At 65.9% G+C, this 26,525-nt stretch carries 26 protein-coding genes; 8 read left to right on the plus strand and 18 right to left on the minus strand.

Translation table 11 applies throughout. The annotated features are described in order from the left end of the window. Positions 1-13: 13 nt before the first annotated feature. Complete coding sequence (locus tag JQ617_RS05530) at positions 14-337, minus strand: KTSC domain-containing protein (RefSeq protein ID WP_212024990.1); 324 nt, start codon at positions 335-337, stop codon at positions 14-16. A 176-nt stretch (positions 338-513) separates the two neighbouring features. On the opposite strand from JQ617_RS05530, the gene lpxA reads away from it, so the two are divergent. Genes lpxA through lpxB form a run of 3 tightly spaced genes read left to right on the plus strand, consistent with a single transcriptional unit; the run spans position 514 to position 3,357 of the window. Then, on the plus strand, positions 514-1,305 hold the full coding sequence (gene lpxA, locus JQ617_RS05535) for an acyl-ACP--UDP-N-acetylglucosamine O-acyltransferase (protein WP_212024992.1): 792 nt from the start codon (positions 514-516) through the stop codon (positions 1,303-1,305). A gap of 19 nt (positions 1,306-1,324) precedes the next feature. Beyond that, positions 1,325-2,182, plus strand: a complete 858-nt coding sequence (locus tag JQ617_RS05540; protein WP_212024994.1) for an LpxI family protein — start codon at positions 1,325-1,327, stop codon at positions 2,180-2,182. Beyond that, positions 2,179-3,357 (plus strand): lipid-A-disaccharide synthase, encoded by a 1,179-nt coding sequence (lpxB, locus tag JQ617_RS05545; RefSeq protein ID WP_212024996.1) that lies wholly within the window; start codon positions 2,179-2,181, stop codon positions 3,355-3,357. The genes JQ617_RS05540 and lpxB overlap by 4 nt, the downstream gene beginning before the upstream one ends. Positions 3,358-3,467: 110 nt before the next feature. Here the strand turns inward: lpxB and JQ617_RS05550 are convergent, their stop codons facing one another. The 9 genes from JQ617_RS05550 to gltX all read right to left on the minus strand — a co-directional run bounded on the left by JQ617_RS05550 (position 3,468) and on the right by gltX (position 13,234). Continuing rightward, positions 3,468-4,235 (minus strand): SDR family NAD(P)-dependent oxidoreductase, encoded by a 768-nt coding sequence (locus JQ617_RS05550; RefSeq protein ID WP_212024998.1) that lies wholly within the window; start codon positions 4,233-4,235, stop codon positions 3,468-3,470. Next, positions 4,232-5,341, minus strand: coding sequence for an ABC transporter ATP-binding protein (locus tag JQ617_RS05555; protein WP_212025000.1), 1,110 nt, complete (start codon positions 5,339-5,341; stop codon positions 4,232-4,234). Before JQ617_RS05555 ends, JQ617_RS05550 begins: the two co-directional genes overlap by 4 nt. 10 nt (positions 5,342-5,351) lie before the next feature. Beyond that, positions 5,352-6,209, minus strand: coding sequence for a carbohydrate ABC transporter permease (locus JQ617_RS05560; RefSeq protein WP_212025002.1), 858 nt, complete (start codon positions 6,207-6,209; stop codon positions 5,352-5,354). Next, positions 6,202-7,125, minus strand: a complete 924-nt coding sequence (locus tag JQ617_RS05565; protein ID WP_212025004.1) for a carbohydrate ABC transporter permease — start codon at positions 7,123-7,125, stop codon at positions 6,202-6,204. The genes JQ617_RS05560 and JQ617_RS05565 overlap by 8 nt, the downstream gene beginning before the upstream one ends. Beyond that, positions 7,122-8,408 (minus strand): ABC transporter substrate-binding protein, encoded by a 1,287-nt coding sequence (locus JQ617_RS05570; RefSeq protein ID WP_063683239.1) that lies wholly within the window; start codon positions 8,406-8,408, stop codon positions 7,122-7,124. The genes JQ617_RS05565 and JQ617_RS05570 overlap by 4 nt, the downstream gene beginning before the upstream one ends. Before the next feature lie 59 nt (positions 8,409-8,467). Continuing rightward, positions 8,468-9,646 carry an ROK family transcriptional regulator gene (locus JQ617_RS05575; RefSeq protein ID WP_212025973.1) on the minus strand — a complete coding sequence of 393 codons (1,179 nt, stop codon included), beginning with the start codon at positions 9,644-9,646 and terminating at the stop codon, positions 8,468-8,470. A gap of 121 nt (positions 9,647-9,767) precedes the next feature. Then, positions 9,768-10,172 (minus strand): GFA family protein, encoded by a 405-nt coding sequence (locus JQ617_RS05580; protein ID WP_212025006.1) that lies wholly within the window; start codon positions 10,170-10,172, stop codon positions 9,768-9,770. A 174-nt stretch (positions 10,173-10,346) separates the two neighbouring features. Then, a complete protein-coding gene (gltA, locus tag JQ617_RS05585; protein WP_063683241.1) occupies positions 10,347-11,651 on the minus strand; it encodes a citrate synthase in 1,305 nt (434 codons plus the stop codon). Positions 11,652-11,806: 155 nt separating this feature from the next. Next, positions 11,807-13,234, minus strand: a complete 1,428-nt coding sequence (gene gltX / locus JQ617_RS05590) for a glutamate--tRNA ligase (RefSeq protein ID WP_212025008.1) — start codon at positions 13,232-13,234, stop codon at positions 11,807-11,809. 156 nt (positions 13,235-13,390) lie between these two features. Here gltX and JQ617_RS05595 point away from each other — a divergent pair, with 156 nt between their 5' ends. From JQ617_RS05595 to JQ617_RS05610, 4 genes are all read left to right on the plus strand, one after another. Next, positions 13,391-15,067, plus strand: coding sequence for a glutamine--tRNA ligase/YqeY domain fusion protein (locus tag JQ617_RS05595; protein ID WP_212025010.1), 1,677 nt, complete (start codon positions 13,391-13,393; stop codon positions 15,065-15,067). Positions 15,068-15,092: 25 nt separating this feature from the next. Beyond that, on the plus strand, positions 15,093-15,479 hold the full coding sequence (locus JQ617_RS05600) for a nuclear transport factor 2 family protein (protein WP_212025012.1): 387 nt from the start codon (positions 15,093-15,095) through the stop codon (positions 15,477-15,479). A gap of 88 nt (positions 15,480-15,567) precedes the next feature. After that, the gene (locus tag JQ617_RS05605; protein ID WP_015685840.1) at positions 15,568-15,801 is read left to right on the plus strand and encodes a DUF2171 domain-containing protein; all 234 of its coding nucleotides are present in this window, start codon (positions 15,568-15,570) and stop codon (positions 15,799-15,801) included. Between the two features lie 98 nt (positions 15,802-15,899). After that, positions 15,900-18,176, plus strand: a complete 2,277-nt coding sequence (locus JQ617_RS05610; RefSeq protein ID WP_212025014.1) for a ComEC/Rec2 family competence protein — start codon at positions 15,900-15,902, stop codon at positions 18,174-18,176. A gap of 9 nt (positions 18,177-18,185) precedes the next feature. Here JQ617_RS05610 and JQ617_RS05615 read toward each other — a convergent pair whose 3' ends face one another. The 8 genes from JQ617_RS05615 to JQ617_RS05650 all read right to left on the minus strand — a co-directional run bounded on the left by JQ617_RS05615 (position 18,186) and on the right by JQ617_RS05650 (position 24,860). Further along, entirely contained in the window at positions 18,186-19,124 is a 939-nt protein-coding gene (locus JQ617_RS05615) for a GAF domain-containing protein (protein WP_212025016.1), read from the minus strand. Positions 19,125-19,346: 222 nt separating this feature from the next. Further along, positions 19,347-19,778, minus strand: a complete 432-nt coding sequence (locus JQ617_RS05620) for a hypothetical protein (RefSeq protein WP_063683247.1) — start codon at positions 19,776-19,778, stop codon at positions 19,347-19,349. Positions 19,779-19,970: 192 nt separating this feature from the next. After that, complete coding sequence (locus JQ617_RS05625; protein WP_212025018.1) at positions 19,971-20,174, minus strand: hypothetical protein; 204 nt, start codon at positions 20,172-20,174, stop codon at positions 19,971-19,973. Positions 20,175-20,418: 244 nt separating this feature from the next. Continuing rightward, the gene (gene lexA / locus JQ617_RS05630) at positions 20,419-21,120 is read right to left on the minus strand and encodes a transcriptional repressor LexA (protein ID WP_063684809.1); all 702 of its coding nucleotides are present in this window, start codon (positions 21,118-21,120) and stop codon (positions 20,419-20,421) included. A gap of 176 nt (positions 21,121-21,296) precedes the next feature. Further along, positions 21,297-22,508 (minus strand): molybdopterin molybdotransferase MoeA, encoded by a 1,212-nt coding sequence (locus JQ617_RS05635; RefSeq protein ID WP_212025020.1) that lies wholly within the window; start codon positions 22,506-22,508, stop codon positions 21,297-21,299. A 229-nt stretch (positions 22,509-22,737) separates the two neighbouring features. Next, on the minus strand, positions 22,738-22,932 hold the full coding sequence (locus JQ617_RS05640) for a hypothetical protein (RefSeq protein WP_212025022.1): 195 nt from the start codon (positions 22,930-22,932) through the stop codon (positions 22,738-22,740). Positions 22,933-23,089: 157 nt separating this feature from the next. Next, positions 23,090-23,716 (minus strand): HAD family hydrolase, encoded by a 627-nt coding sequence (locus JQ617_RS05645; RefSeq protein WP_212025024.1) that lies wholly within the window; start codon positions 23,714-23,716, stop codon positions 23,090-23,092. A 10-nt stretch (positions 23,717-23,726) separates the two neighbouring features. Continuing rightward, positions 23,727-24,860: an alpha-hydroxy acid oxidase gene (locus JQ617_RS05650; RefSeq protein WP_212025026.1), complete on the minus strand. Its 1,134-nt coding sequence runs from the start codon at positions 24,858-24,860 to the stop codon at positions 23,727-23,729. A 294-nt stretch (positions 24,861-25,154) separates the two neighbouring features. On the opposite strand from JQ617_RS05650, the gene JQ617_RS05655 reads away from it, so the two are divergent. Next, entirely contained in the window at positions 25,155-26,492 is a 1,338-nt protein-coding gene (locus JQ617_RS05655; protein WP_212025028.1) for a S41 family peptidase, read from the plus strand. Positions 26,493-26,525: the final 33 nt, after the last annotated feature.

Consider the following 26,525-nt stretch of genomic DNA (forward strand, 5'->3'; position numbering starts at 1 on the left):
TGCGCGAAGGGCGTCACGCGCGGCAGTCGTAGCGGCTGCCGCCGGCCTCGCGCCTGATATTCCGATTGAAGAACTGGCCCATCGACGGTGCGCCCAGGAGGCGTTCGACCGTCTCGGCCGCGACGCCGCAATAGCGGCCATAGGCACCGTCTGCGATGACGACGAGGTCCTGCCGCGCGCGATCGTAGCAGATCCGCTGGAGCACCGTGCTGCGGGTGATGTCGCGGCACTCGAACGTTGCGAGATCGACCAGGTGGCGCTCGGCGGTCTCGACCGTTTCGGAGACGATCGGCGTCGCCGCGAGCTGCGCGAGCAGAACTGCCAGGGCCCTGACCATGATGACTTCAAGCTCCACATGAACACGTTGAAGGGCCGGGATGGCGGCCTCATCCGGCACTTGAAACACGGCGAGATGATACGTCACTGGACAGATCGGGCATAGTCGCGCTAACCAGCGGAAAACCTAACGACTTCAACACACAATCAGACCTTCTTGACGAGTTAGATTGCTTGATGAGCAAGATTGATCCCACCGCACGGGTCGCGGACGGCGCCGTGATCGGCGAGGGCACCGAGATCGGCCCCTATTGCATCATTGGCCCGAATGTCGTGATCGGTGCGAACTGCAAGCTGATCGGGCATGTGCACATCACGGCGCAGACCACCATCGGGGACGACTGCACGATCTACCCTTTCGCCTCGCTCGGCACGCCGCCGCAGTCGCTCAGCTATCGTGGCGAGCTGACCAGGCTCACGATCGGATCGGGTTGCACCATCCGCGAGTCCGTGACCATGAATGCCGGCACAGTCGCCGGCGGCGGCATCACCTCGGTCGGTGACCGCGGCTACTTCATGAACTGCAGCCATGTCGGCCATGACTGCCATGTCGGCAACGACGTGATCTTCGCGACGTCGGCGACGCTCGGCGGTCACTGCGAGATCGGCGACTTCGTCTTCATCGGCGGCCTGTCCGCGGTCCACCAGTTTACCCGCATCGGGCCGCAGGTCATGGTGGGCGGCGTCTGCGGCGTCCGCGACGACATCATCCCGTTCGGGCTGGTCAATGGCCAGTATGCCGCGCTCGAGGGCCTCAACCTCATCGGCATGAAGCGACGCAAGTTCACCAAGCAGCGGCTGGCGACGGTGCGCGGCTTCTACCAGAAGCTCTTCCACGGGCCCGGCACGTTCGCCGAGCGGCTCGAGGCGGCGCGGCCGCTGGCGGGAGAAGATCCCGCCATCGCCGAAATCCTCAACTTCATCGGCAAGGGCAAGCGCCCGCTCTGTCTTCCCGCCATCGCGAAGTGAACCCGGGATGGCCGCGGACATGACATCGGCGGCTCCTGAGATTTCATCGCCGGTCGGCGTGGTCGCCGGCGGCGGCGCGATGCCGTTCGCGGTAGCCGACTCGCTCTCCGCGCGCGGCATCACGCCGGTGCTGTTTCCGCTCCGCGGCGCCTGCGATCCGGCGCGGGTGGAGAAATTCCGCCACCGCTGGATCTCGGTCGGCCAGCTCGGCCGCGCGATGCGGCTGTTCCGCGAAGAGGGCTGCCGCGACCTGATCTTCATCGGCACCCTGGTGCGGCCGTCGCTGTCCGAGATCCGCTTCGACATGAAGACGCTGCGCCTGCTCGGCAACGTCATCCGCGCCTTTCGCGGCGGCGACGACCATCTTCTCTCCGGCGTCGGCCGCATCCTCGAGCAGGACGGCTTCCGCATGGTGGGCATCAAGGACGTCGCACCCGACCTCCTGATGCCCGAGGGCTGCATCAGTCGCGCCTGGCCGAACGACAATGCCAAGGCCGACATCGAGCGCGGGCGCGCGGTGCTGACGGCGCTCGGTCCGTTCGACATCGGCCAGGCTGCCGTGGTGATCGACGGCCATGTCGTGGCGGTCGAGGACATCGAGGGCACCGACGCGCTGCTCGCGCGCGTCGCGCGCCTGCGCGAGGAGGGCCGCATCCGCGCCGCGACCGGCCGCGGCGTGCTGGTGAAGGCGCCGAAGAGCGGGCAGGATCTGCGCTTCGACCTGCCGACGATCGGCCCGCGCACCATCGAAGGTGTCGCAAAGGCCGGCCTTGCCGGCATCGCCGTCATGGCCGGCAACACGATTGCCGCGGAGCCGCAGGCGATGATCGCGCTCGCCGACGCCAAATATCTCTTCGTCATCGGCCTGCCCGCGTGATGCAGACCCGCGATCCCCAGCGAAAGATCTTCCTGATCGCGACGGAGGAATCCGGCGACCGCCTCGGCAGCGCGCTGATGAAGGTGCTTCGTCAGCGGCTCGGCGACGGCGTGCAGTTCGTCGGTGTCGGCGGCCGCACCATGGCGCGCGAGGGGCTGGAAACGCTGTTTCCGATCGAGGAGCTGTCGATCGTTGGTTTCGCTGCAGTGGTGCAGCAATTGCCGAAGATCCTGCGGCTGATCCGCGGGACCGTGGACGCGGTGCTGGAAGCCGCGCCCGACGCGCTCGTCATCATCGACAGTCCGGATTTCACCCATCGCGTCGCCCGCCGCGTGCGCGCGAAGAACCGTACGATCCCGGTCATCGACTATGTCTCGCCGCAGCTCTGGGCCTGGCGGCCAGGACGGGCGCGGACCATGCTCGGCTATGTCGATCACGTGCTTGGCCTCTTGCCGTTCGAGCCGGAGGAATACCGCAAGCTCGGTGGGCCGCCCTGCAGCTATGTCGGGCACCCCCTGATCGAGCAATTGTCTTCGCTGCGACCGAATGCGCAGGAGCAGGCGCGCCGCGACGGTGAGCCGCCGGTGCTGCTGGTGCTGCCCGGCAGCCGCCGCAGCGAGATCCGGCATCATCTCGACGTGTTCGGCGCGGCGCTCGGCCAGCTGCAGGGGCAGGGGCGCGCCTTCGACTTGATGCTGCCGACCATGCCGCATCTCGAAGCCACCGTGCGCGAGGGGATCGCGAGCTGGCCGGTCAAGCCGCAGATCGTGATCGGCGAAGCCGAGCGGCGCGCCGCCTTCCGCCTCGCGCACGCCGCGCTGGCGAAGTCCGGCACGGTGACGCTGGAGCTTGCGCTATCGGGCATTCCCATGGTGACGGCCTATCGCGTCGGCGCGATCGAAGCCTTCATCCTGCGCCGCGCGATCCGCGTCTCCTCGGTGATCCTCGCCAATCTCGTGATCGGCGAGGACGTCATTCCGGAGTACCTGCAGGAGGACTGCACGCCGGAGAAGCTTGCCGGGGCGTTGTCAGAGGTGCTGACCGACACGCCGCTGCGCCAGCGGCAGGTCGAAGCCTTCGCCCGGCTCGACCGGATCATGTCGACCGGCAACAAATCGCCGAGCGTGCTCGCCGCGGATGTGGTGCTGGCGACGATGCGGAAGGCGCGGAGGTAAGCGACGGTCTCGTAGCGGGCAAAACGAAGGGTGCCCAGCTTGCCGTTGTTGGTTGCGTGAAAGTCGTAGGCACGCTTCGCTTTGCCCACCCTACGGTACTTCCCGCGCCGTTAGGCCAAGCCCCCATCCACCCGAAAACACTGGCTGGTGATGCGTTGGCTCTCGTCGGAGGCGAGAAACAGCGCCATTCTGGCGATGTCTTCAGGCGTCACCGCGTCGGGGACGGCCTGACGGGTACGAAACTCGGCGATGACGCGCTCGTCCGGATACCACAGCCGGCGCTGGCGCTCGGTGATCACCATGCCCGGCGCGATCGCATTGACGCGGATGCGGTCGGGACCGACCGACCGCGCCAGCGAATTGGTGAAGCCGACGATCGCCGCCTTCGCCGCGGCATAGACCGGCAGCGCCGGGGCGCCGCGCATCCAGGCGATCGACGACATGTTGATGATCGAGCCGCCGCCGCGAGCTCGCATCTGCGGCACCACGGCCTGTGCGGCAAAGAACACGTGCCTGAGGTTGACGCCGATGGTCCAGTCGAACTCGGCGGGCGTCACGTCCGCGAGCACGTGGCGCTGGTCGTTGGCGGCATTGTTGACGAGCACCGCCGCGTCTCCGAGCTTGCTGTGGATCTCCGCCATCGCGGCGCGCAAGGCCTCGATGTCGAGGAGGTCGCAGCGCACGAACAGCGGCACTGTTCCGTCCGCGGCCGCAATCTCCGCCGCCAGCGCCGCGCCCGCCGCTTCGTCGATGTCGAGAAACGCGACGCGGGCGCCCTGACCGGCGAAGGCGCGCACGAAGGCGGCACCGATGCCGCTGGCGCCGCCGGTAATCAACACCACGCGGTCCGCGAGGCCTGCATAGTTCGTTCTTGTCATGCGATCAGTCGCTCCGTCTCGGGGTCGAACAGGCAGATGCGGCGGGTGTCGAGCGCGAAGGGCGCGACCTCGCCCGGCGCGGGGCGGACGTCCGGGGAGATGCGCGCCTGCGCGGGCTCGCCGCCCAGCCGCAGCAACACGATGGTCTCGGCCCCGGTCGGCTCGACCATCTCCACCGGTGCGTTGACGATGATCGGCGCCTCGCCGGAAAACACGCGTTCGCCCTCGGCGATGCATTCCGGCCTGATCCCGAACACCACCTCGCGGCCGACATAGGGCGCCGCTGCATCGTAATCCCGGAGGCGCAGACGAACCTCGTCCGGGCGCCCGGCGCCGATCACGACCACCGGCCCGCCGGCATCGACCTCGAGCCGCGCCGCCATCGTATTCATCGGCGGCGAGCCCATGAAGCGGGCGACGAACAGATTGGCGGGATAGCGGTACACGGTGTCGGGATCGGCGAACTGCTGCACCACGCCCCGATGCATGACGGCGATGCGCGTTGCCATCGTCATCGCCTCGATCTGGTCGTGGGTGACATAGATGATGGTGGCGCCGATGCGCTGGTGCAGGCGCTTGATCTCCATCCGCATCTCGACGCGGAGTTTTGCGTCGAGATTGGAGAGCGGCTCGTCGAATAAAAAGAGCAGGGGATCGCGCACCAGCGCCCGGCCCATCGCCACGCGCTGGCGCTGGCCGCCCGAGAGCTGCGACGGCTTGCGGCCGAGCAGCGGCTCGATCTGGAGCAGCCGGGCCACGTTCGCCAGCGCCTTCTCCTGCTCGGCCCTGGCGACACCCTGGCATTCCATGCCGAAGGTGATGTTCTGGCGCACCGTCATCGAGGGATAGAGCGCGTAGGACTGGAACACCATGGCGATGTCGCGGTCCTTCGGCGGGACGTCGTTGACGACGCGCCCGCCGATTTCCACGGTGCCCGCGCTGGCATGGTCCAGTCCGGCGACGATGTTGAGCAGCGTGGACTTGCCGCAGCCGGACGGACCTACCAGCACGGTGAACTCGCCGCTCTCGATATCGAGGTCGATGCCCTTCAGCACCTCCAGATTGGCGTAGCGCTTCGAGAGGGCGCGAATGCTCAACGCGGCCATAACCACTCCATCATTTCACGGCCCCCGCGGTCAGGCCGCGTACGAAGTACTTGCCGCCGATCAGGTAGATCAGCAGCGTCGGCAGGGCGGCGATCATCACCGCGGCGCTCTGCACGCCATGCTGCGGGATATCGGCGACCGCGGCGGAGAGCGCGATCAGCGCGGCGGTGACCGGCTGCTGCTGACCGGTCGTGAACGTCACGCCATAGAGAAACTCGTTCCAGATATGGGTGAACTGCCAGATCACGGTGACGACCAGGATCGGCGGCGAGAGCGGCAGGATGATGCGCCAGAAGATGCGAAAGAACCCGGCGCCGTCGATGCGTGCGGCCCTGATCAATTCCTGCGGGATGGCCACGTAGTAGTTGCGGCAGAACAGGACGGTGAAGGAGAGGCCCTGGATCGTGTGGATCAGGACCAGGCCCGTCAGCGTGTTCATGAGGCCGGTATCGCGCAGCACGATGGTCCAGGGCAGCAAACGCATCTGCTGCGGCAGGAAGATGCCGAGCGTGACGATGCCGTAGATCCAGCTGTCGCCGCGAAAGCGCCAGAGCGATATCGCGTAACCTGCGACCGCGCCGAGCAGGGTGGAGAAGATCGTTGCGGGAATGGTCACGAGCGCCGAGTTCAGCATGTACGGCCGGATGCCGGCGCAGGTCTCGGCGACGCAGAAGCCGCTCCAGGCGGCGGCATAATTGCTCCAGGCCAGATGCTGCGGCCAGCCGATCATCGAGCCCTGCGCGATCTCCTCGTTGGTGCGGAGCGAATTCAGCACGACGACGGCCAATGGCGCGAGCCATGCGGCCGCGACCAGCGACACGACGAGATAGATCAGGATCCGGCTGGATGCGAAGCTGCGGTCACGCATGGATCGCCCGCCGCCGCTGGAGATAACGCCACGCCGCATAGGGCAGCAGCACCGCAAGAAGAATGAGCAACATCAGGACGGCTGCCGCGGCGCCCCGTCCGAGCAGGCTGCGCTGGAACATCAGGTCATAGACCACGAGCGCCGGCAGTTGCGTCGCTATACCAGGGCCGCCATTGGTGAGCGCGCGGACGAGATCGAAGGTCGAGATCGCAAACTGCAGCTGGATGACGATGACGGTGATGGTGATCGGCCACAGCGTCGGCAGGATGACGCGCCGGTACATCCGGACCGGACCTGCGCCGTCGATCTGCGCGGCCTTGATCAAATCGGCATCGACGGAGCGCAGGCCCGCGAGGAAGAGCGCCATGGCAAAGCCCGAGGATTGCCAGATCGCGGCGATAACGATGGTCCAGATCGCCATGTCGCGGTCGATCAGCCAGTCGAACCGGAACGAGGTCCAGCCGAGGTCGTGAACCAGCTTCTGGATCCCGAGGCCGGGATTGAGCAGCCAGCTCCACACCGTGCCGGTGACGACGAACGACACCGCCAGGGGATAGAGGAAGATGGAGCGCAGCACATTCTCGCCGCGAATGCGCTGATCGAGCAGGATCGCCAGGATCAGGCCGGTCGCCAGACTGAGCAGCACGAAGGCGCTGCCGAACAGCAGCAGATTGTCGAAGGCGATCTGCCAGTTCCGCGATGCCGCAACTGCGGAATAGTTGCGCAAGCCCACCCAGCCCGTCACGGGGACCAGCGTGGACGGCGTGAACGAGATCCAGATCGTCCACAGCGTGAATGCAATGAGGTGCGCGGCGGACAACAGCAGCGGCACCCAGATCGTCAGAATTTCGGGCAGCCGGCGGATCATCTCAGACCCCGCCGGCCGGCCCGCTCTCGTCGAGACGGCGATCGTCAACGTGCGCTCTCGACGGCCTCGGCGAGGCGTGTCGCCGCCTGCTCCGGCTTGATGGTCTTGTTCTTCACATACTCCGTGATCACGTCGATCATGGCTGCCGTCATGCCGTTTTCCTGCGCCATGTTGTGGGCAAGGCTGAGGACGGCCTGATTGCTGGCGATCGCGTCTTTCAGGGCTGCTGCGGTCCGCCGTTGACCGTCCGACCAGCCTTCGCCCGAGAGATCGACGTCGGTGCGCACGGGGATCGATCCCGTGATCTGCGAGTACATGGTCTGGATCGCCGGATCCATCACGAGCTGGGCCATCAGCGTCTGGCCGGCTTGCAGGTCGGCCTCCTTGCGCTGCCAGAAGATGAAGGCATCGGCGTTCAGCAGGAAGACCGGCTTGCCATTGTCGCTCGGGCCGGGAGCGATCATGAAGTCCTCGAACTTGAAGCCGGCGTTGCGCAGCACGCCCTGGGCCCAACCGCCCATGATCATCATGCCCATGTCGCCGTCGACGAAGCGCTTCAAATTGGTCGAGAAATGCTGGGCGCCGACATTGGGGTCCATCCAGTCGGCGATCTTGCGGACCTGCGCGAAGGCAGCCTTGATCTCGGGGGCCTTCAGCGCCTTCTCGTCGAGATTCATGATGGCCGTGCGATAGACGGCGGGACTGATGCCGGCCAAGGCGGCCTCGAACTTCTGCCCGTCATCGGGGCGGGTGCCGCCGTTGGCGATGGGATAGGCCACGCCGCCCGATTTCATCTTCTCGGCGAGGTCGTTGAACTCGGCCCAGGTGACGGGGACCTTGTCGGCCTTGGCCTTGTCCATGGCGCGCTTGGAGAGAAACAGCATGTTGGTGCTGTAGATCTGCAAGGGCAGCGCGATCCACTTGCCCGCCGGCCTGTGCAGCTTGGCAAGGTCCGGCGCGACGACCTTCTCATAGCCGGCGGCCGCGACGAGGGCGTCGAGATCGACGGTCGGCGCGATCTTCGACCAGGCCGCGATCTCGGGGCCCTTGAGCTGCGAGCAGGCCGGCGGATCGCCGGCGATGATCTGGGCGCGCAGCTTGTTCATCATCTCGGTGGTGAAGCCGGGGACGGGCGAGTGCTGCCAGACCCCGCCTTTCTCCTCGAATTTCTTGCCGAGCGCCGTGATGGCCGCTCCGTCGCTGCCCGCGGACCATTGCGAGATCGCGGTCAAGCGCGGCTTGACCGCGCCTTGGGCGCGGGCAAAGGCCGGCAGCGCAAGCGCGGCGGCAGATCCAGCAAGCAGACGACGCCTTGTTGTTGTGATCGGCATGGCAGTTCCTCCCGGTGTGAACTTCTCTTGGCGCGTTGGAGCCGCGGGCTCAGGGCATGTCAGGCGGCCTCCGTGGATGCCGCGGGCATGCCGCCGCGGCTGGCAAGACAAAAGGCGGCGAAGGCGAGTGCGGCCTGCGGATCGTTGCCGGTCGAGGGCGGCACGAAGGCGAGGGACACCTGCGCCAGGGTCCGGCCGCCCAGCAGGCAGGCGTCGATCCCATCGATCACCGCTTTCCGATCCGCTTCGGAGAGCAGCGATGGCCAGCCGCTGACGACAACGCCGCGACACGGCTTGACGTTCAGCGTGTTGCCGATGGCGAGACCGAGCCTGAACAGCCGCTGGTGCAATTCCTGGCGCATCCGCGAGGTCAGCGGGATCGTTGTCACCCATTCGCTCCCGAGCTGAAGCAGCTCCGCTTCGCTGACCCGCAGCAGCTCGGCCAGTGCCGGCAGCGATGTATAGGCTTCGACGCAGCCGTGATGGCCGCAGCGGCAACGTGGCCCGCCGGTTCCGAACACCATGTGGCCGAGCTCGACCGGCTGCAGCGCATCCTCCTCGATCGGATCGCCCATCCACGTGCCCGCGACGCCCTGGCCGACAAAGACGAAAAGGTGCGCATCGCTGAACGGGTAGTCCTCCGTCCGGCAGCGATGAAAGGTGGCATGCGCGACCACCGAATTGGTGAAGGCGACGGGGATGTCCGCAAACAGCTCGGCGACCATGTCGCCGATCTGTTCGACGTCGCAGGGGATGATCGGGTTGCCGAATTCGCTCAACCGGCCGAGGCCGGGAATGGTGATGCCGATCTGCGCAAGCGTGATGCGGCGCCGGCGCGTCCAGTCGCGCAGCAGGCCCAGCGCTTCGCGGAACAGGCGGCCGACAGTCTCCATGGCCGGCTTCTTCGGCAGCGGCAAACGCTCGGAGTAATGCATTTCGCCGGACAGGCTGCCGACGCCCAGGGTCAGCCACTGACTGTTCAGCTCGAGGGCCGCGAGGGCCACCGAACCGTCAAGTGACACGAGGCCCGTCGGGCCGCCGACGTAAGGGGCAGGGCGCCGGACTTCCTCGATCAGGCCTTCGGCCTTGAGGTCGAACAGGATGCGCGACAGGCTCGCTTCCGATAGGCGAACGGCCTTGGCCAGCGGCGGGCGAAACGAGCCGCCCGACTGAAGCAGATGAGTCAAAATGGCGGCGCGCGTTTGCCGCCGACTTCTCGGCTGCTCCGGCATTTCCATCCCTGTCGTCATTCTTACTTACTGTAAGAATGCGCGCGGAGCATTTCGGCTGTCAAGCGATCGCAGGCGCGATGCCCCGACTTGTTGTTGTGCGCGGCAGCACGAGCGGGATGCGATCGGATCAGGATTTTGGCGGCCGGCCTTCCGCCCATTCCGCCAGTTCGACCTTCGGGTCGTACCAGTCGGCCGCATCCGATCGCCAGATGTGCACCTCGGGACGTTCCGCGATCGGCGTATCAAGACAGCCCATCCGCAGCAGCACGGTGTCCTTGCCATCGCGCGCCGCAGCGATGTGCGATCCGCATTGCGAGCAGAAGTAGCGCGTCTTGCCGGGCGAGGATTCGAAACCGCGCAAAAGCTCTTCGCCCTTGGTCCAGCGAAACCGATCGCGCGGAACGTTGGTGACGGTGGAGAAGGCCGAGCCGTGCGTCTTGCGGCAGGTCTGGCAATGGCAGTGCACGATCATGCTCGGGGAGGCATCGACTTCGTAGGCGACGTGTCCGCACAGGCAGCTTCCGGTGAGCATGAGGTTCTCCAGATCCGTAGGATGGGTAGAGCGAAGCGAAACCCATCAAGGTCGGCCTGGGTAACGGAAGTTGATGGGTTTCGCTTCGCTCTACCCATCCTACAAGGTCATCGCGCAAACAAAAACGGCGCCATCTTGCGATGGCGCCGTTTCGTCAGACCCTCAAGTCCGATCTTACTTGCGGTCCTTCATCGCGACGTAGTCGCGGCGGGTGACGCCGGTGTAGAGCTGGCGCGGACGGCCGATCTTCTGCTGCGGATCCTCGATCATCTCGCTCCACTGGCTGATCCAGCCGACGGTGCGGGCGACCGCGAACAGCACGGTGAACATCGAGACCGGGAAGCCCATCGCCTTCAGCGTGATGCCCGAATAGAAGTCGACGTTCGGGTACAGCTTGCGGTCGATGAAGTACTGGTCGCTGAGCGCGATCTTCTCGAGCTCGAGCGCCACCTTCAGCATCGGATCGTCGCCATGGCCGGTCTCCTTGAGCACGGCGTGACACATCTTCTGCATGATCTTGGCGCGCGGATCGTAGTTCTTGTAGACGCGATGACCGAAGCCCATCAGGCGGACTTCGGAGTTCTTGTCCTTCACCTTGGCGATGAACTCGGGGATCTTGTCCACGGTGCCGATCTCGGCGAGCATCGCGAGCGCGGCTTCGTTGGCGCCACCATGCGCCGGGCCCCAGAGGCAGGCGATGCCGGCGGCGATGCAGGCGAACGGGTTGGCGCCGGAGGAGCCGGCGATACGCACCGTCGAGGTCGAGGCGTTCTGCTCGTGGTCGGCATGCAGGATGAAGATCTTGTCCAGCGCGTCGGCGAGCACCGGGTTGATCTTGTATTCCTCGCACGGCACGGCGAAGCACATGTTGAGGAAGTTCTCGGCGAAGGACAGCGAGTTCTTCGGATACACGAAGGGCTGGCCGACCGTGTACTTGTAGGCCATCGCGGCCAGGGTCGGGATCTTCGCGATCATGCGCATGGAAGCGATCATGCGCTGCTTCGGATCGTTGATGTCGGTCGAGTCGTGATAGAACGCGGCGAGCGCGCCGACCGAAGCCACCATGACGGCCATCGGATGGGCGTCGCGGCGGAAGCCCTGGAAGAAGCGGGCCATCTGCTCGTGCACCATCGTGTGATGGATCACGCGGTCGTCGAAATCCTTCTTCTGCGCGGCGGTCGGCAGGTTCCCGTAGAGCAGGAGATAGCAGGTCTCCAGGAAGTCGCCGTTCTCGGCGAGCTGCTCGATCGGATAGCCGCGGTACTCCAGCACGCCCGCGTCACCGTCGATATAGGTGATCTTGGACTGGCAGCTCGCGGTGGAGGTGAAGCCCGGGTCGTAGGTGAACAGGCCCGACTGGCCGTAGAGCTTGCCAATATCGATGACATCCGGCCCGACGCTGCCGCTGTGAATCGGGAGATCGTAGTTCTTGTTTCCGACCGTCAGCGTGGCGGTCTTGTTGGCTGGTTTTGCGTCCATCAGAGGTCCCCGATGTGTGGTGAAACGGGCCGGAGCCGGAGGCCCCTTGGGAGATTATGGGGCAGACCGGATGTTCCAGAATGTACGGGGAGATGGGTATATTATTGCTGTGTGCGCTGCAAGATCATGGCAGCCATGGTCTGCTCATGGCCTACTTACGTCGTAGACTGATCCTTAAGCCGTCCCAAGCTTTCCTGGCGTCCCAGCACGTCTAAAACCTCAAATATACCAGGTGACGTGGTCCGTCCGGTCAGCGCCGCCCGCAAGGGCTGGGCAACCGCGCCGAGCTTGAGACTATTTTCCTCGGCAAAAGTACGCAGCGCAGCCTCAGCCGTAGCGGCACTCCAGGTCTCGACTTTCTCCAGCGCGGAATGAAGCTGACCGATCAGCTTGCGGTTCTCGCCCGTCAGCAGGGCGGTCGCCTTGGGATCGAGCTGCAACGGCCGGTCGGCGAAGATGAAATAGGCGCCGTCGATCAGCTCGATCAGCGTCTTGGCGCGCTCCTTCAGGGCCGGCATGGCCTTCAGCAGCTGCGCCCGCGTGGTGTCGTTTAACTTCGCTTTAACGTCGTCGCGGCTCGGCACGACGTGCTCGAGCACGTCCTCGAACATCTTCACGAGTGATTGATCGTCGGCGTGGCGGATGTAGTGACCGTTGAGGTTTTCCAGCTTGGCGAAATCGAAGCGGGCGGCGGCGCGGCCGACGCTGGCGAGGTCGAACGCCGCGATCATCTCCTCGGTCGAGAAGATCTCCTGGTCGCCGTGGCTCCAGCCGAGGCGGACGAGATAGTTGCGGAGCGCGGCCGGCAGGTAACCCATGGCGCGGTAGGCATCGACGCCGAGCGCGCCATGCCGTTTGGACAGTTTCGAGCCGTCCGGGCCGTGGATGAGGGGGATGTGCGACATGCTCGGCAGCGCCCAGCCCATCGCATCGTAGATCTGCTTCTGGCGGGCGGCGTTGATGAGATGGTCGTCGCCGCGGATCACGTGGGTGACGCCCATGTCGTGGTCGTCCACGACCACCGCGAGCATGTAGGTCGGGTTGCCATCGCCGCGCAAAAGCACGAGGTCGTCGAGGTTCTCGTTCTGCCAGACCACGCGGCCCTGGACCTGGTCCTCGATCACGGTCTCGCCGGTCTGCGGCGCCCGCAGGCGGATGGTCGGCTTGACGTCGGAAGGTGCCGTCGCCGGGTCGCGGTCGCGCCACATGCCGTCATAGAGGCGGGTGCGGCCTTCCGCGCGCGCCTTCTCGCGCATCGCGGTGAGCTCCTCGGCGGTGGCGTAGCAGCGATAGGCCTTGCCGTCGGCGAGCAGCTGCTCGGCGACCTCGCGGTGGCGGGCGGCGCGGCTGAACTGGTAGATGACCTCGCCGTCCCAGCCCAGCTCCAGCCATTTCAGCCCGTCCAGGATGGCGCCGATCGCGGCCTCTGTGGAGCGCTCCCGGTCGGTGTCCTCGATCCGGAGCAGCATCTTGCCGCCATGCTTCTTGGCATAAAGCCAATTGAACAACGCCGTGCGGGCGCCCCCGATATGGAGGAAGCCGGTCGGCGAGGGGGCAAAGCGGGTGACGACGGAATCGGTCATTCTTGGCAGGGCCTATGCATTGGAGGCGGTGGTGTATAGCAGGACCGGAGCATAACTAAAGCCCGACGGCGGACGGCTTGTGAGCTCGCTTAAGGCCTTGGCGTGGGCACGCGAATTTGGCAGAAGAACCGCTGATTTCCCTACAGGATTTTCGTAATGACAGAACCGGTGGCACCTGAGGTTGGGCGCGATTTCATTCGTGACATCATCCAGGCCGACCTCGATCAGGGCAAGTACAAGGAGATCGTGACCCGGTTCCCGCCGGAGCCGAACGGCTACCTGCATATCGGGCACGCCAAGTCGATCGCCCTCAATTTCGGCATCGCCCAGGAGTTTCCGGGCCGCTGCCATCTGCGCTTCGACGACACCAACCCGGTCAAGGAAGAGCAGGAATACATCGATTCCATCCAGGCCGACGTGCGCTGGCTCGGCTTCGACTGGGGCAAGAACCTGTTCTTCGCCTCCGATTACTTCGACCGCCTGTACGAATGGGCGGAGAAACTGATCCGCGACGGGCTCGCCTATGTCGACGACCAGTCCCAGGAGGAGATCCGCACTTCGCGCGGCACGCTGACCGAGCCCGGCAAGAACTCGCCGTTCCGCGACCGCTCGGTGGACGAGAACCTCGACCTGTTCCGCCGCATGAAATCAGGCGAATTCCCGAACGGCGCGCGCGTGCTGCGCGCCAAGATCGACATGTCCTCGGGCAACATCAACCTGCGCGATCCCGTGCTCTATCGCATCCTGCATGCGCACCATCCGCGCACGGGGACCAAGTGGAGCATCTACCCGAGCTACGACTATGCGCACGGCCAGTCGGACGCGATCGAAGGCATCACGCATTCGATCTGCACGCTGGAGTTCGAGGACCACCGGCCGCTCTACGACTGGTTCATCGAGAAGCTGCCGGTGCCGTCGCAGCCGCATCAGTACGAGATGGCGCGGCTCAACCTGACCTACACGCTCTTGTCCAAGCGCGTGCTGACCCAGCTCGTCCGCGACGGCCATGTCGCGGGCTGGGACGATCCACGCATGCCGACCGTGGCGGGGATGCGCCGCCGCGGCGTGCCGCCGGCGGCGCTCCGTGAATTCGTCAAGCGCATCGGCGTCGCCAAGGCCAACAGCGTGGTCGACGTCGGCATGCTCGAATTCTGCATCCGCGAGGAGCTGAACCGCACGTCGCAGCGCCGCATGGGCGTGCTGCGGCCGCTCAAGGTCGTGATCGAGAACTATCCGGAAGGGCAGACCGAGGAGCTGGAGGCGATCAACCACCCGGACGATCCCAGCGCCGGTACCCGCAAGATCACCTTCGGCCGCGAGCTCTATATCGAGCAGGACGACTTCATGGAGAACCCGCCCAAGAAGTTCTTCCGCCTGTCGCCCGGCAACGAGGTGCGGCTGCGCTACGCCTATTTCGTCAAGTGCACCGGCGTGATCAAGAACGACAAGGGCGAGGTGGTGGAGCTGCGCTGCACCTACGATCCCGCGACCAAGGGCGGCAACGCGCCTGACGGCCGCAAGGTCAAGGCGACCATGCACTGGCTGCCGGCGGCGACGTCGAAGCCCGCGGAGATCCGCATCTACAACCAGCTGTTCGCCAATCCGAGCCCGGACGCCGCCAACTTCGCGGCCGATCTCAATCCGAACTCGCTGGAGATTCTGTCGGACGCGCGCATCGAGGCATCGGTGGCCGAGAGCAATGCGACCGAGCCGATGCAGTTCGAGCGCCAGGGCTATTTCGTGCGCGACAAGGACTCGACGCCGGGCAAGCCGGTGTTCTCGCGCACCATCGGCCTGCGCGACACGTTCGCGAAGGAAGTCGCCAAGGGCTGACAAGGGCTGACAAGGGGCAGGGCCTATGAGCAGTGAAGCCGACGCCATCGTTTCCGCCATCATCGCGAAATGGTGCGCCGGCTTCGCGACGCTCGACGCCGCCGCGCTGTCGCAGCTTTATGCGAAGAACGCGTTCTTCTTCGGCTCCAACCCGAAGCTTTACCGGGGCCGGGACGGCGTTGCCGATTACTTCAACGGCCTGCCGCGCTGGCGCAAGCCGAGTGCAACCTTCTCAGACGTGAACGCAGCGCAGGCCGGCCCCGACCTGATCAACATGGGCGCGACCATTTCGTTCGACCTCGCCGGCGAGCGCCCCGATCTCGTCGTGAAGATGAGCTGGGTCATCATCCGCGAGGACGGCGACTGGAAGATCGTCAATCACCACGCCTCGGCGAAGGCGCCGCTGATCTGACGGAACAGCCGCACACGGCATCGTCATCTCGCGATAGCAACGAAGACACGTCGCGCGCGTTGAGGCGGATTCCAACAAGGATCCCGCCATGCAGAACATCGCAGAGCATATGGAAGTCATCGGCGCCGACGGCGTCCATGTCGGCACCGTCGACAAGGTCGAGGGCAACCGCATCAAGCTGACCAAGAAGGACAGCGGCGAGGGCAGCCACAAGGGCCATCATCATTTCATCGACAAGGGCCTCGTCGCCGGGGTCGAGGGCAACAAGGTCCGCCTGTCGGCCAAGGCGGATGTCGCCGTGACCATGGAAGAGGAAAAGTAGGCCGCCTCCTCTTCGTTCCTGATCCGTACCGCTATTCGCCAGCCTGCACGTTCCGGTAGCCTCTGCGCCTGTCGCGTATCGCAGGGGTTGCCAAGGGAATGGCGGAGCCGGGCCGGCCGCAGCGTGTCTCGCAAGGGATTGCGGGGACTTGGCCGACGGGCCGGTCCGCCTCGGCCGGCGGTTTTGCGCCGGCGGGCTCCGGCCTCTGGCCCGGGATCGTCGAGACGCTCCGCGCATGGGCCAGCGCCGAGGCCGGCGCCGGACGGCTGTTGCCCTGGGTGCCCGTCGCGTTCGGCGGCGGCATTGCGCTTTACTTTGCGGCCGACCATGAGCCGGTGTTGTGGGTTGTGGTTGCAACGGCGATCGCACTCATGCTGGGCGCGGTCCTGCTGCGACGCAGCCGGCTGTTCGCGTCTGCGCTTGTGATTGCGGCGGTCGCGGCCGGCTTTGCGATGGCGACCTGGAAGACGGCGCGCATTGCGCACACCGTTCTGGCAAAGCCGCTCTATTCGGTGTCGCTGTCGGGCTTCGTCGAGACGCGCGACATCCGCGAGCGCACCGACCGTTTCGTGCTGCGCGTCAGCGCGATGGAGGCGCAGCGCAGCGACGTCAAGCTCGAGCGCGTGCGCCTGTCGGTGCGCAAGGGCACCGCGCCCGAGGTCGGCAGCTTCGTGCAGCTCAAGGCGCGGCTGCTGCCTCCGATCTCGCCGGTGCGTCCCGGCAGCTACGATTTCTCGCGCGACATGTTCTTTCAGGGCATCGGCGCCTCCGGCTTCGTGATGGGCGCGATCACGGCGTCGGTGCCGCCGGATGCCGGCGGCTTGCGACTGCGCTACGCCGCCTTCATGCAGGGCCTGCGCGATGCGATCGATGCGCGCATCCGTTCAACGCTCGAAGGCGACAACCGCGCGATCGCGACCGCGCTGCTCACCGGCCGCCGCGATGCCATCACCGCGCCCGTCAACGATGCGATGTTCATCTCGGGGCTCGGCCACGTGCTCTCGATCTCCGGCTATCACATGGCCGTCGTCGCCGGCGTCGTGTTCTTCGCGGTGCGCGCGCTGCTCGCCCTGATCCCGGGACTGGCGGTCGGCTTTCCCATCAAGAAATGGTCGGCGGCCGCGGCGCTGGCCGCTGCCGCGTTCTACCTGCTGCTGTCGGGGGCGGAGGTTGCGACGCAAAGGTCGTTCTTCATGACGGCCGTGGTGCTGATCGCCGTCATGGTCGACCGCCGTGCCATCACCTTCCGGACGTTGGCCGTGGCCGCGCTGATCGTGCTCGCGGTCGCCCCGGAGGCACTGGTGCATCCCAGTTTCCAGATGTCGTTCGCGGCGACGCTGGGGCTGGTGGCGCTGGTGCAGATCGGCATGCCGAACCTGTTCGCTTCGCCCGACCATTCCGCGACCGCGCGCATCGCGATGTGGGGCGGCCGCGAGATCGCGATGCTGTTCCTGGCCTCGCTGATCGCGGGGCTCGCGACCACGCCCTATGCCGCCTTCCACTTCCACCGCGTCACGCCATACGGCGTGCTCGCCAATCTCGGCGCGATGCCGGTGGTCTCAGCCTTGGTGATGCCGGCGGGTCTGTTGGGCCTGCTCGCCGCGCCCTTCGGGCTCGACGGCGTGTTCTGGTGGCTGATGGGGATCGGCATCGACTGGATGGTCATGGTCTCGCGCTGGGTGGCATCACTGCCCGGCGCGATCGGACGCATTCCGGCGTTCGGCATCGCGCCGCTGATCGCCGCGAGTCTCGGGATCGTCGTGATGGGGCTCCTGCGCACGCCCTTGCGCTGGTCGGGCGGGCTGGTGCTGCTGGCGGCGATCCTCTGGGGCCTGACGGCGCGGTCGCCGGATATCCTGATCGCCGGAGACGGCCAGAGCGTCGCGGTGCGGGGCAGGGACGGGCACCTCCACATGATCCGGGCGGGGAAGGACAACTTCCTGCTGAAGGAGTGGCTGGCGGCCGACGCCGATCTGCGCGATGCCGGCAGCCCCTCGCTCGCGGACGGCGTGTCGTGCGACGAAGCCGGCTGCGTGACGCCGCTCGCCGACGGGCGTCTCGTCGCGCTGGCGACACGCATCGACGCGCTGGCGGACGATTGCAGCCGCGCCGCACTGGTGGTGACGGCGCGACCGGCGCCGCCGGATTGCGCGGCGATGGTGGTGGACCGTCAGCGTCTTGCCGCGCAGGGCGGGCTGGCGCTGACGCGGCGGGGCGATGGCTTTGCGGTCCAGGCGGTGAAGGCGCGAGGCGCTGATCGCCCTTGGGCGCCGGCAGCCGCAGGCGAAGCAGATTTCGGCGCCAGCCTTGCGCCGCCTGCCCCCCGGAATCGAGATGCAACACCGTCCGAGGCCGACTTGCAGGCCGACGATTGAACGGATCGCCTAGAGGTACCAGGCCAGCACGGCGTCGAGCCCGGTGCTTCCGATCACCGGCAGGGCCACCATCTGGCCGAGGCCGCTTGCGCGCGCCTCGGCGGCGGCGACCGAATGGTCATGCGCGAGATCGTCGTTGAGCGCGGGCATGCCGGTGGCCCAGGCGCCCCCGATGCTGCCGTCGCCTTTGGCAATGGATTTGGTCGCATAGAGCGCGGCGAGGTCGGTCTGCGCGCTGCAGTCGCCGGCAGAAAAGACCAGCGCGGAGCGGGCCTCATTCGGCACCCAGATCTCGAAGCGCCGCGCAATCGGGGTGGCCTGCGCGGAGAGGAAGGTCAGCACCCAGGTCTGGAGACCGGTCGGATAGGGGACGCCGACACCGAGATTGATCCCGACCTCGGCGGCGTCTTCCCAGCGCAGAAAGCTCCTGGCGTTGTGCAGATCCTTGATGATCAGCGGCAGGCCGGCCTTCCAGGTGCGTCCGGGCAGGCCGAAGCCGCGCGGAAACCGGGTGTGGCGGGAGTTGAATTCGAACATGTCGGCGGTGCCATAGTAGCCGTCGACGAGCCCCATCTCGTGGGAGGTATCGGGGTCGTTGTGCCAGAGCTCGACCGCGCCGACATGGGCCTCGTCGTCGCCGCAGAACAGCACCATGACCGCTTGCAGGAATTCGCCTGCGAACACCGGCACCGCGACGCCGCAGGTGAGGTCGGCTGCGAGCGCCTGGTCTGTCCGTCTGAAATAGGAATTGGCGAATTTGGTGAGGATCACCGGATGGCCGCAGGCCCAGGCCTTGCCGGGAAGACCCTCGTCGAAGCCGAAGCTCAGCTCCTCGCTCACGGCCCTGAACGCGGACAGCCCTTCGCCATAGAGGCCGCCGCCGAGTGCCAACCGCATCCGCGTCCGGTCGGGCACCCAGAGTTCAACGACGCGAATGAAGGTCTTCATCGAACGTGTCCGCCGCCTCGAGCTTCTGACAGCATCGGGCATTTGCCTGCGGAACGGACGTTCAAAATTCAGGCAGGAGCGCGCAAACTTCGTGCGACGGAGAGGTGAGGCGGGTGATCCCGGCGGGCCTCATTGCGGACGACACAAGCAACACCACGTCGCCGGCCACGGCCGGCGATGGCGATTTCAATCGGGCCCCGACCTGCGGGCGGGGCAGTCCATTCAGCCGATCGGCAGACGTGTGATCGTCGGCCTGTCGGCAATGGTCTGCGGCTTCTGTTCACGTTCGCCAAGCGGCTGGGTGACCGGCAATTGCAGCACGGTTGCGCGCTGCCCCTCGACGAGCTGCGTCACCAGCACGTACTTGCCGTCGGGGAATTCGATTGCATCGTGATGGCGATCCGGAATGTTCGGATCGATCTTGCCGAACTTGCCGACCCGGGAGTTGATGGTGCGGGTCCAGATCCAGCGATTGTCGTAACGGACGTTGTCGGCGAAGGCGAGCTCCGTTCCCGGCAGCAGGCATACGGCGACGGACATGTCGGCTTCGGAAGCGAAGCCGCGCGTCGAGGTGCCGCGGAATGTTGTCGTGACGATGGTCTCGCCGACTTCCGCGGGACGCGTCGCAACGGCGTGCAGGCTGTAGTCACACATCGGGGTGCTCCTCATTCGAAGATAGCAACCCGCGCCTCTCATCGAGGCGCAGGCCTCTATCAGAGTGGAAGCCCGCAAGCGTCTGCTTGGTTGTAGGCAAATCTGCGGCTTGGGTCCGCAGGCCGCCATCACAATATCTTTCCCGCCTCCACTGGGAACAAAGTCCGCTCCCGTGCATTCCGGCAGGGTGTGTCAGCGTCCTGCCGGCGCCGACCAGCCGGAATATTGCCAGGCGGATTGCGATGGCTGTGCAAGCGCGGCACGGGCGTTGCGGGCTTGCTCGCTCGCCGTCGCCGGCGCCGTCTTGCGGACATGATGCGACGGTGCAGCAACGGCTTGCGAGGCTGATGCCGTGATCAGCGCCATCGTGACGATGCTCAGGACGATCTTGCGCATGTTGTCTCCTCGACTTCTGAAAGACCTTGCGGAGCGATGCGTGCTCCGCGCGGCGTGCCGAGGATGTAGCGCTGGAGAGGTGGCCGGATAATCTGTGCAGAACCAGAAAGACTATCCAGCCGGAGCGGACAATGATCCGCTCCAATCGTTGATGCGCGTCGCCAACCGGCGACGCCCGGATGCTCTCGCTATTGGCTGAGCATGACCTTTCCGGACAACCGCTGTGCGCTTGTCCGGATACTGCTCAGTACTTCCGGTAGAGGCCGATCAGCTTGCCCTGGATCTTCACGCGGTTCGGCGGGAGGATGCGGACCTCGTAGGCGGCGTTGGCGGGCTCGAGCGCGATCGAGGCGCCGCGGCGGCGGAAGCGCTTCAGGGTAGCTTCCTCATCATCGATCAGCGCCACCACGATGTCGCCGGTGTCGGCGCTCTCGTTGCGCTGGATCAGCGCCATGTCGCCGTCGAGGATGCCGGCTTCCACCATGGAATCGCCGCGCACTTCGAGCGCGTAGTGTTCGCCCGAGCCGAGCATGTCGGGCGGGACGCTGATGGTGTGGCTGCGGGTCTGCAACGCCTCGATCGGCGTGCCGGCCGCGATGCGGCCCATGACCGGCACGGCGACGGGACGTTCACCTTCGTCGGCGGCCGGGCTGGATGTCGTGCGCACCTTGCCGAGATTGCCTTCGATGACGCTCGGCGTGAAGCCGCGGCGGTTGCCGGCGGCGGCCTGCAGCTCGGGCAGCTTGATCACTTCGATGGCGCGCGCGCGGTTGGGCAGGCGCCGAATGAAGCCGCGCTCCTCGAGCGCGGTGATCAGGCGATGGATGCCCGACTTCGAGCGCAGATCGAGCGCGTCCTTCATCTCGTCGAAGGAGGGCGGCACGCCGCTTTCCTTCAATCGCTCGCTGATGAATCGCAGGAGCTCGTATTGTTTGCGCGTTAACATCTCGACCAAAATCCCCCGGTTGATGTCGTTCGATTCCGAGACGCTGAATTCAGCTATAAGCCGCTACATGCTCGAAACAAATCATGAACGGACACTATATGTTCGATACATGTTCCGCAACTGCTTAATTTACCGTGAACGCGGCAAACTTCGCGGAACACGTGGGCTGACGGCGCTCAGACCGGCAGCAGCAGCACCTCGCAAGGCGTGCCGGCTTCGGCCTTGGGCGCGAACGGCGCGCGCACGAGAAGTGCCTGTGCCGCAGCGAGATTCGCAAGCAGCGAGGAATCCTGATGATTGACCGGAAGCACGATCGGCGTGCCGTCGTCGCGCAGCTCCAGGCGCGCGCGCAGATAGTCCTCGCGGACATCGTTTGCGCCGACGTCGCGGCCGAGCACGGCGCGTTCGCGTCGATGGTGAATCACCGAACGACCCGACAACGCGCGAATCAACGGCACCATGAACAGGAAAGCGCAGACGTAGGACGACACGGGATTGCCGGGCAGGCCGATGACGCGCATGGCGCCGATGCGGCCGTGCATCATCGGCTTGCCGGGCCGCATCGCGATCTTCCAGAACGACATCGCGATGCCCTCGGCCTTGAGCGCCTGCTGCACCAGGTCGTGGTCGCCGACCGAGGCGCCGCCGGTCGTGATCAGGATGTCGGCGCCGCTCTCGCGGGCCCGGCGGATGCCTGATGTGGTGGCGTCCAGCGTGTCGGCGGCGACGCCGAGGTCGATGGTATCCGCGCCCTCCTGGCGCGCCAGCGCGTGCAGGGCGTAACCGTTGGAATAGACGATCTGGCCGGGGCCGGGCGCTGAGCCCGGCATGACCAGCTCGTCGCCGGTGGCGAGGATCGCGACCTTCGGGCGCCGGTGGATGGGGAGCTGCGGATGGTTCATCGCGGCGGCAAGCGCCAGGTCGCGGTCGGTGAGCCTGGTTCCTTTGCGCAGCAGCACATCGCCCTCGGCGAAGTCGACGCCGGCCCGCCGGATGTGGCGTCCGGGAAGCGCTGCTTCCTTGATCGTGATGCGCTTGCCGTCCGCGACCGTGTCCTCCTGGATCACCACGGCATCCGCGCCGGCGGGCACGACGCCGCCGGTGAATATCCGCACGGCCTCGCCGGTGCCGACCGATCCTGCGAACGGGCGCCCGGCGGCGACCTCGCCGATGACCGTCAGCTGGGAATCGATTGTCGCCGCGTCTGAAGCCCGCACCGCGTAGCCATCCATCGCCGACATCGCCTCCGGCGGCTGCGTGCGCCGTGCCGCGACGTCGCGAGCGAGCACGCGGTGGAAGGCCTGATCGAGGGCGACCATTTCCTCAGGCTGGGGCTCCGCGCCGGCGAGCACGGCGGCAAGCGCGTCGGATACCGGCATCAGGGCCACGGGTGAGAACTCCTGCAGAGCACGTTCGGCAAATCGGCGGCGAGAGTTCTAGCCGAGTGGGAGCGCAGAGGCAAAACACCGTGGCGCAGGATGATTCATCCTGCGCCGCCTGGATTGTCATGGAAGATGGATGTCAGGTCCTTCGCGGCATGATCCGGAAGGCGAGGCAAACCGGTACGAGGATGGCCATGGCAAGCACGAGAATGACGAGCGCCACGGCCAGCATCGGTCAACTCCCTGCCGATCCGCTCGGATTGACGTCGGGGGCCGCGGGGCCCTGATCCTTGTCGGGCAGCGGGTCGGCCTGGGATTTCAGGTCGGCGGCCTTGCTGATCAGCTTGGCGGACAGCTCAGAATCCGAAGTGGTTCTGGCGAACTTCATCAGCAGAGAGGCCTGCTTGGTAAGGTAGGTTTTGCCCAACACGTCAGTTGCGTCCGATGTAGAATTCCCAACGGACTCTAGAGTCCGGAACAGGGGATTCCGTTCCCGGAACTTTGTACAAAAATGCACAAAGTGGTTTGGTTCCCCAGTTTGGGCAAAAATGGGTCCGGGAACCGCGGTCAGCGGCGCGAGATCCCGCTCAAATCCCCAGTTTCTTCAGGGCATCGCCGACGTCGCGAGGCGAGGTCACGTGCACAGCGGTCAGCCCCCGCGCCCGTGCCCCCTCGATGTTCTCAGCGAGGTCGTCGAAGAACACGATGCGGCTGGCCGGCACCCCCATCGCCGCCACGACATGGTCGAAAGCCGCCGCATCGGGTTTGCGCAGGCCGATGCTGGACGACAGGTACAGCTCGCGGAAATGGCCGAGCAGGCCGGCATATTCCTTCGAGAAATGGTCCACGTGCGGCCGATTGGTGTTGGAGAAGGCGTAGAGCGGTATCTGGCTGGCCGCGCGGGGCAACAGCTCGGCGATATCAGGCATCTCGCCGGCGAAGATCGCGTTCCAGCCTTCCAGGAACTGCGCATCCGAGATGGCAATTCCCAGCGAGGCCCGCAGCGAAGCGAAATAGTCCTCGTCGCTGATCTTGCCGACCTCGTGCAGCCGGTAGGCCTCGCTGTCGCGCACGTAGCGCGTGACGATGGCTTCGGGCTTGCAGCCGGCATGTCCCGCCCAGCAGGCGATCGCCTTGGAGAAATCGATATCAAGCACGACGCGCCCGAGATCGAACAGAAGCGCATCGGCGCTGCCGGGAGAGAGCGAGGTCACCTGGGTCCTTTCAGTACCGGTACGGGTCGTGGTCGAACAGCGGGAACGCGCTGAACACGCTCGGCGCGTTCGTTGCGGTGGCCGGATGCAGGCAGGCTTTGTTGACCTCGGCGAACGAGGTGGCGCCGAGAAGGCCGAGGCAGCGCAGCACCTCGTCCTCGAGCAGCTCCAGCATCCGCTGGACGCCGGCTTCGCCCGCCGCCGCCAGCGCCCAGCATTGCAGCCGGCCGATGCCGACGAGGTCGGCGCCGGCAGCGATCGCCTTGACGATGTCGGTGCCGCGGCAGATGCCACCGTCGACCATGATCTTGGCGCGGCCTTTCACGGCATCGACGATTTCAGGCAGCACATGCATGGCGCCGCGGCCGTGGTCGAGCTGGCGGCCGCCATGGTTGGAGACGTAGATCCACTCGACGCCGTGATCGACCGCGATCTGCGCATCCTCGGCGGTGGCGATGCCCTTGAGGATCAGCGGGATCTTGAACTTGTCCTTGATCATCTTCACCGTCCGCCACTCCAGGCCCTTCTGGTAGTCGCCGCCGGTGGCGCGCAGGCGGCTTTCACGAACGTAGCGCTTGGCGATGTCACGTTCGCGACGGCTGTAATGGGCGGTGTCGACGGTCAGGCAGAAGGCGGCATAGGCGTTCTTCTCGCTGCGGCTGACGACATCGGCGACGAAGGCGTCGTCGCCGCGCACATAGAGCTGATAGAGGCGCAGCGCGTCGGGGGCGGCCTCGGCGGTCTTCTCGAGGCCGGGCTCGGACACCGAGCTCAGCATGTGGGCCGCACCGAAGGTGCCGCAGGCGCGTGCCACGCTCGCCGCGCCGTCCGGATCGAAGATCTCGAGCGCGCCGACCGGGGCCAGCACCACCGGCAGGCGCATCTTGCGGCCGAACTGCTCGACCGAGCCCTCGACCTTGCGGACGTCGCGCAGCACGCGGGGGCGGAAGGCGATCTCGTCCAGCGCCATGCGGTTGCGGCGCATCGTGGTCTCGGTCTCGGCGGCACCGACGATATAGTCCCAGGCGTTCTGGTTGAGATTGGCACGCGCCTTCCGGACGAATTCGTGCAGATTCTGGAACGGCTCGTTGCTGGCGCCGAGTTCGACGTTCCGTTCCGGCCGGATGCGGGGTGCTTCGTTCATTGTTGTCCTCCCGAGAATTTGAAGCCTTGTGTCATCGCCTAACCCGTCCGCCTCTCCAAAACCATCCTAAAATCGCATAGCTGCGAAGCACGGGCCGGCGGACGATTCCCGCCTTTAGGTACGTGACGGTGTCGGAACGTTGCCAAAAGTTTAGGCCAGGACGAAGGGATTTTTGCAGGTACCGCGCCTGCGTTGCAGGCCGGCCTTGAAGAAACCTGAATGGTATTGTGAGAACCGGGCTGGATCGCCATTTGCATGGCGCCCCAAAGCCCCAAGCGAATAAGGTCAGACTACATGCGGAAATCCCTGCTGTTCCCCCTGGGCGCGCTCACCGGAGTGTGTCTGACCCTTCTGGTATCCGGTCCGCAGGGCGGACTATGGGCGGCGAGGGCGGCGGCAGGCGCGGACGATGCCTATTCCAAGCTCAACCTGTTCGGTGAGGTGTTCGAGCGGGTGAAGGCGAGCTATGTCGAGAAGCCCGACAATGCCAAGCTGATCGAAGGCGCGATCACCGGCATGGTGACGTCGCTCGATCCGCATTCGCGCTACATGAATGACAAGGCCTGGACCGAGATGCAGGAGACCACCTCCGGTGAGTTCGGCGGTCTCGGCATTGAGGTCACGATGGAGGATGGCCTCGTCAAAGTCGTCTCCCCGATCGACGAGACGCCGGCGTCCAAGGCCGGCATCATGTCCGGCGACCTCATCAGCAAGATCGACGGCGAGGCCGTGCAGGGCATGACGCTCGAGCAGGCCGTCAACAAGATGAAGGGCCCGGTCGATACCCAGACCAAGCTCACCATCGTGCGCAAGGGCGCTGATGCGCCGCTCGACGTCGCAATCAAGCGCGAGATCATCCATGTCCGCCCGGTGCGCTTCCATGTCGAGAACGGCGACATCGGCTATATCCGCGTAACCTCGTTCAACGAGCAGACCACCGACGGCCTGAAGAAGGCGATCGCCGCGATCTCCAAGCAGGTGCCGCAGGAGAAGCTGGTCGGCTATGTGATGGACCTGCGCAACAATCCGGGCGGTCTGCTCGACCAGGCCGTGTCGGTGTCGAGCGCCTTCCTTCAGCGCGGCGAGGTCGTCTCGACCCGCGGCCGCAATCCGGAAGAGACCCAGCGCTTCACCGCGCATGGCGGCGACCTCACCAAGGGCAAGCCGCTGGTGATTCTGGTCAACGGCGGCTCGGCCTCGGCCTCCGAGATCGTCGCCGGCGCGCTGCATGACCACAAGCGTGCGACGATCATCGGCACGCGCTCGTTCGGCAAGGGCTCGGTGCAGACCATCATCCCGCTTGGCACCGGCAATGGCGCGCTGGCGCTGACCACGGCGCGCTACTACACGCCGTCGGGCCGCTCGATCCAGGCCCAGGGCATCGCGCCCGACATCGAGATCCTCCAGGACGTGCCGGCGGAGCTGAAGGGCCGGATGGACACCATGGCCGAGTCGCAGATGCGCGGCCATCTCCAGGCTGCCGACGGCACCGAGCAGACCGGATCGCAATCCTACGTCCCGCCGGAAGAGAAGGACGACAAGGCCCTGCACGCGGCCTATGACTTCCTGCACGGCCAGACCGCGAACGCGGTCGCCGCCAAGCCCGCGGCGAAGGCCACGGTGCCGAACTAGGATTTTCGATCTTTCGCAAATCGATCGCCCGGG

It is taken from the genome of Bradyrhizobium sp. KB893862 SZCCT0404 (assembly GCF_018130885.1).
Classification (GTDB): domain Bacteria; phylum Pseudomonadota; class Alphaproteobacteria; order Rhizobiales; family Xanthobacteraceae; genus Bradyrhizobium; species Bradyrhizobium stylosanthis.

Excerpts from the sequence above, each read along its gene's own strand:
- gltX (WP_212025008.1), bottom strand. The coding sequence starts at position 13,234 with ATGACCGATTCCGTCGTCACCCGCTTTGCCCCCTCGCCGACCGGCTTC.
- JQ617_RS05570 (WP_063683239.1), bottom strand. The coding sequence starts at position 8,408 with ATGCCGATCACAACAACAAGGCGTCGTCTGCTTGCTGGATCTGCCGCC.
- JQ617_RS05560 (WP_212025002.1), bottom strand. The coding sequence starts at position 6,209 with ATGCGTGACCGCAGCTTCGCATCCAGCCGGATCCTGATCTATCTCGTC.
- JQ617_RS05555 (WP_212025000.1), bottom strand. The coding sequence starts at position 5,341 with ATGGCCGCGTTGAGCATTCGCGCCCTCTCGAAGCGCTACGCCAATCTG.
- JQ617_RS05650 (WP_212025026.1), bottom strand. The coding sequence starts at position 24,860 with ATGAACGAAGCACCCCGCATCCGGCCGGAACGGAACGTCGAACTCGGC.
- JQ617_RS05540 (WP_212024994.1), top strand. The coding sequence starts at position 1,325 with ATGACATCGGCGGCTCCTGAGATTTCATCGCCGGTCGGCGTGGTCGCC.
- JQ617_RS05625 (WP_212025018.1), bottom strand. The coding sequence starts at position 20,174 with ATGCGCAAGATCGTCCTGAGCATCGTCACGATGGCGCTGATCACGGCA.
- JQ617_RS05600 (WP_212025012.1), top strand. The coding sequence starts at position 15,093 with ATGAGCAGTGAAGCCGACGCCATCGTTTCCGCCATCATCGCGAAATGG.
- JQ617_RS05620 (WP_063683247.1), bottom strand. The coding sequence starts at position 19,778 with ATGTGTGACTACAGCCTGCACGCCGTTGCGACGCGTCCCGCGGAAGTC.
- lexA (WP_063684809.1), bottom strand. The coding sequence starts at position 21,120 with ATGTTAACGCGCAAACAATACGAGCTCCTGCGATTCATCAGCGAGCGA.
- JQ617_RS05610 (WP_212025014.1), top strand. The coding sequence starts at position 15,900 with ATGGCGGAGCCGGGCCGGCCGCAGCGTGTCTCGCAAGGGATTGCGGGG.
- gltA (WP_063683241.1), bottom strand. The coding sequence starts at position 11,651 with ATGGACGCAAAACCAGCCAACAAGACCGCCACGCTGACGGTCGGAAAC.
- JQ617_RS05575 (WP_212025973.1), bottom strand. The coding sequence starts at position 9,646 with ATGGAAATGCCGGAGCAGCCGAGAAGTCGGCGGCAAACGCGCGCCGCC.
- JQ617_RS05605 (WP_015685840.1), top strand. The coding sequence starts at position 15,568 with ATGCAGAACATCGCAGAGCATATGGAAGTCATCGGCGCCGACGGCGTC.
- JQ617_RS05595 (WP_212025010.1), top strand. The coding sequence starts at position 13,391 with ATGACAGAACCGGTGGCACCTGAGGTTGGGCGCGATTTCATTCGTGAC.
- JQ617_RS05530 (WP_212024990.1), bottom strand. The coding sequence starts at position 337 with ATGGTCAGGGCCCTGGCAGTTCTGCTCGCGCAGCTCGCGGCGACGCCG.
- JQ617_RS05550 (WP_212024998.1), bottom strand. The coding sequence starts at position 4,235 with ATGACAAGAACGAACTATGCAGGCCTCGCGGACCGCGTGGTGTTGATT.
- JQ617_RS05615 (WP_212025016.1), bottom strand. The coding sequence starts at position 19,124 with ATGAAGACCTTCATTCGCGTCGTTGAACTCTGGGTGCCCGACCGGACG.
- lpxA (WP_212024992.1), top strand. The coding sequence starts at position 514 with ATGAGCAAGATTGATCCCACCGCACGGGTCGCGGACGGCGCCGTGATC.
- JQ617_RS05655 (WP_212025028.1), top strand. The coding sequence starts at position 25,155 with ATGCGGAAATCCCTGCTGTTCCCCCTGGGCGCGCTCACCGGAGTGTGT.
- JQ617_RS05580 (WP_212025006.1), bottom strand. The coding sequence starts at position 10,172 with ATGCTCACCGGAAGCTGCCTGTGCGGACACGTCGCCTACGAAGTCGAT.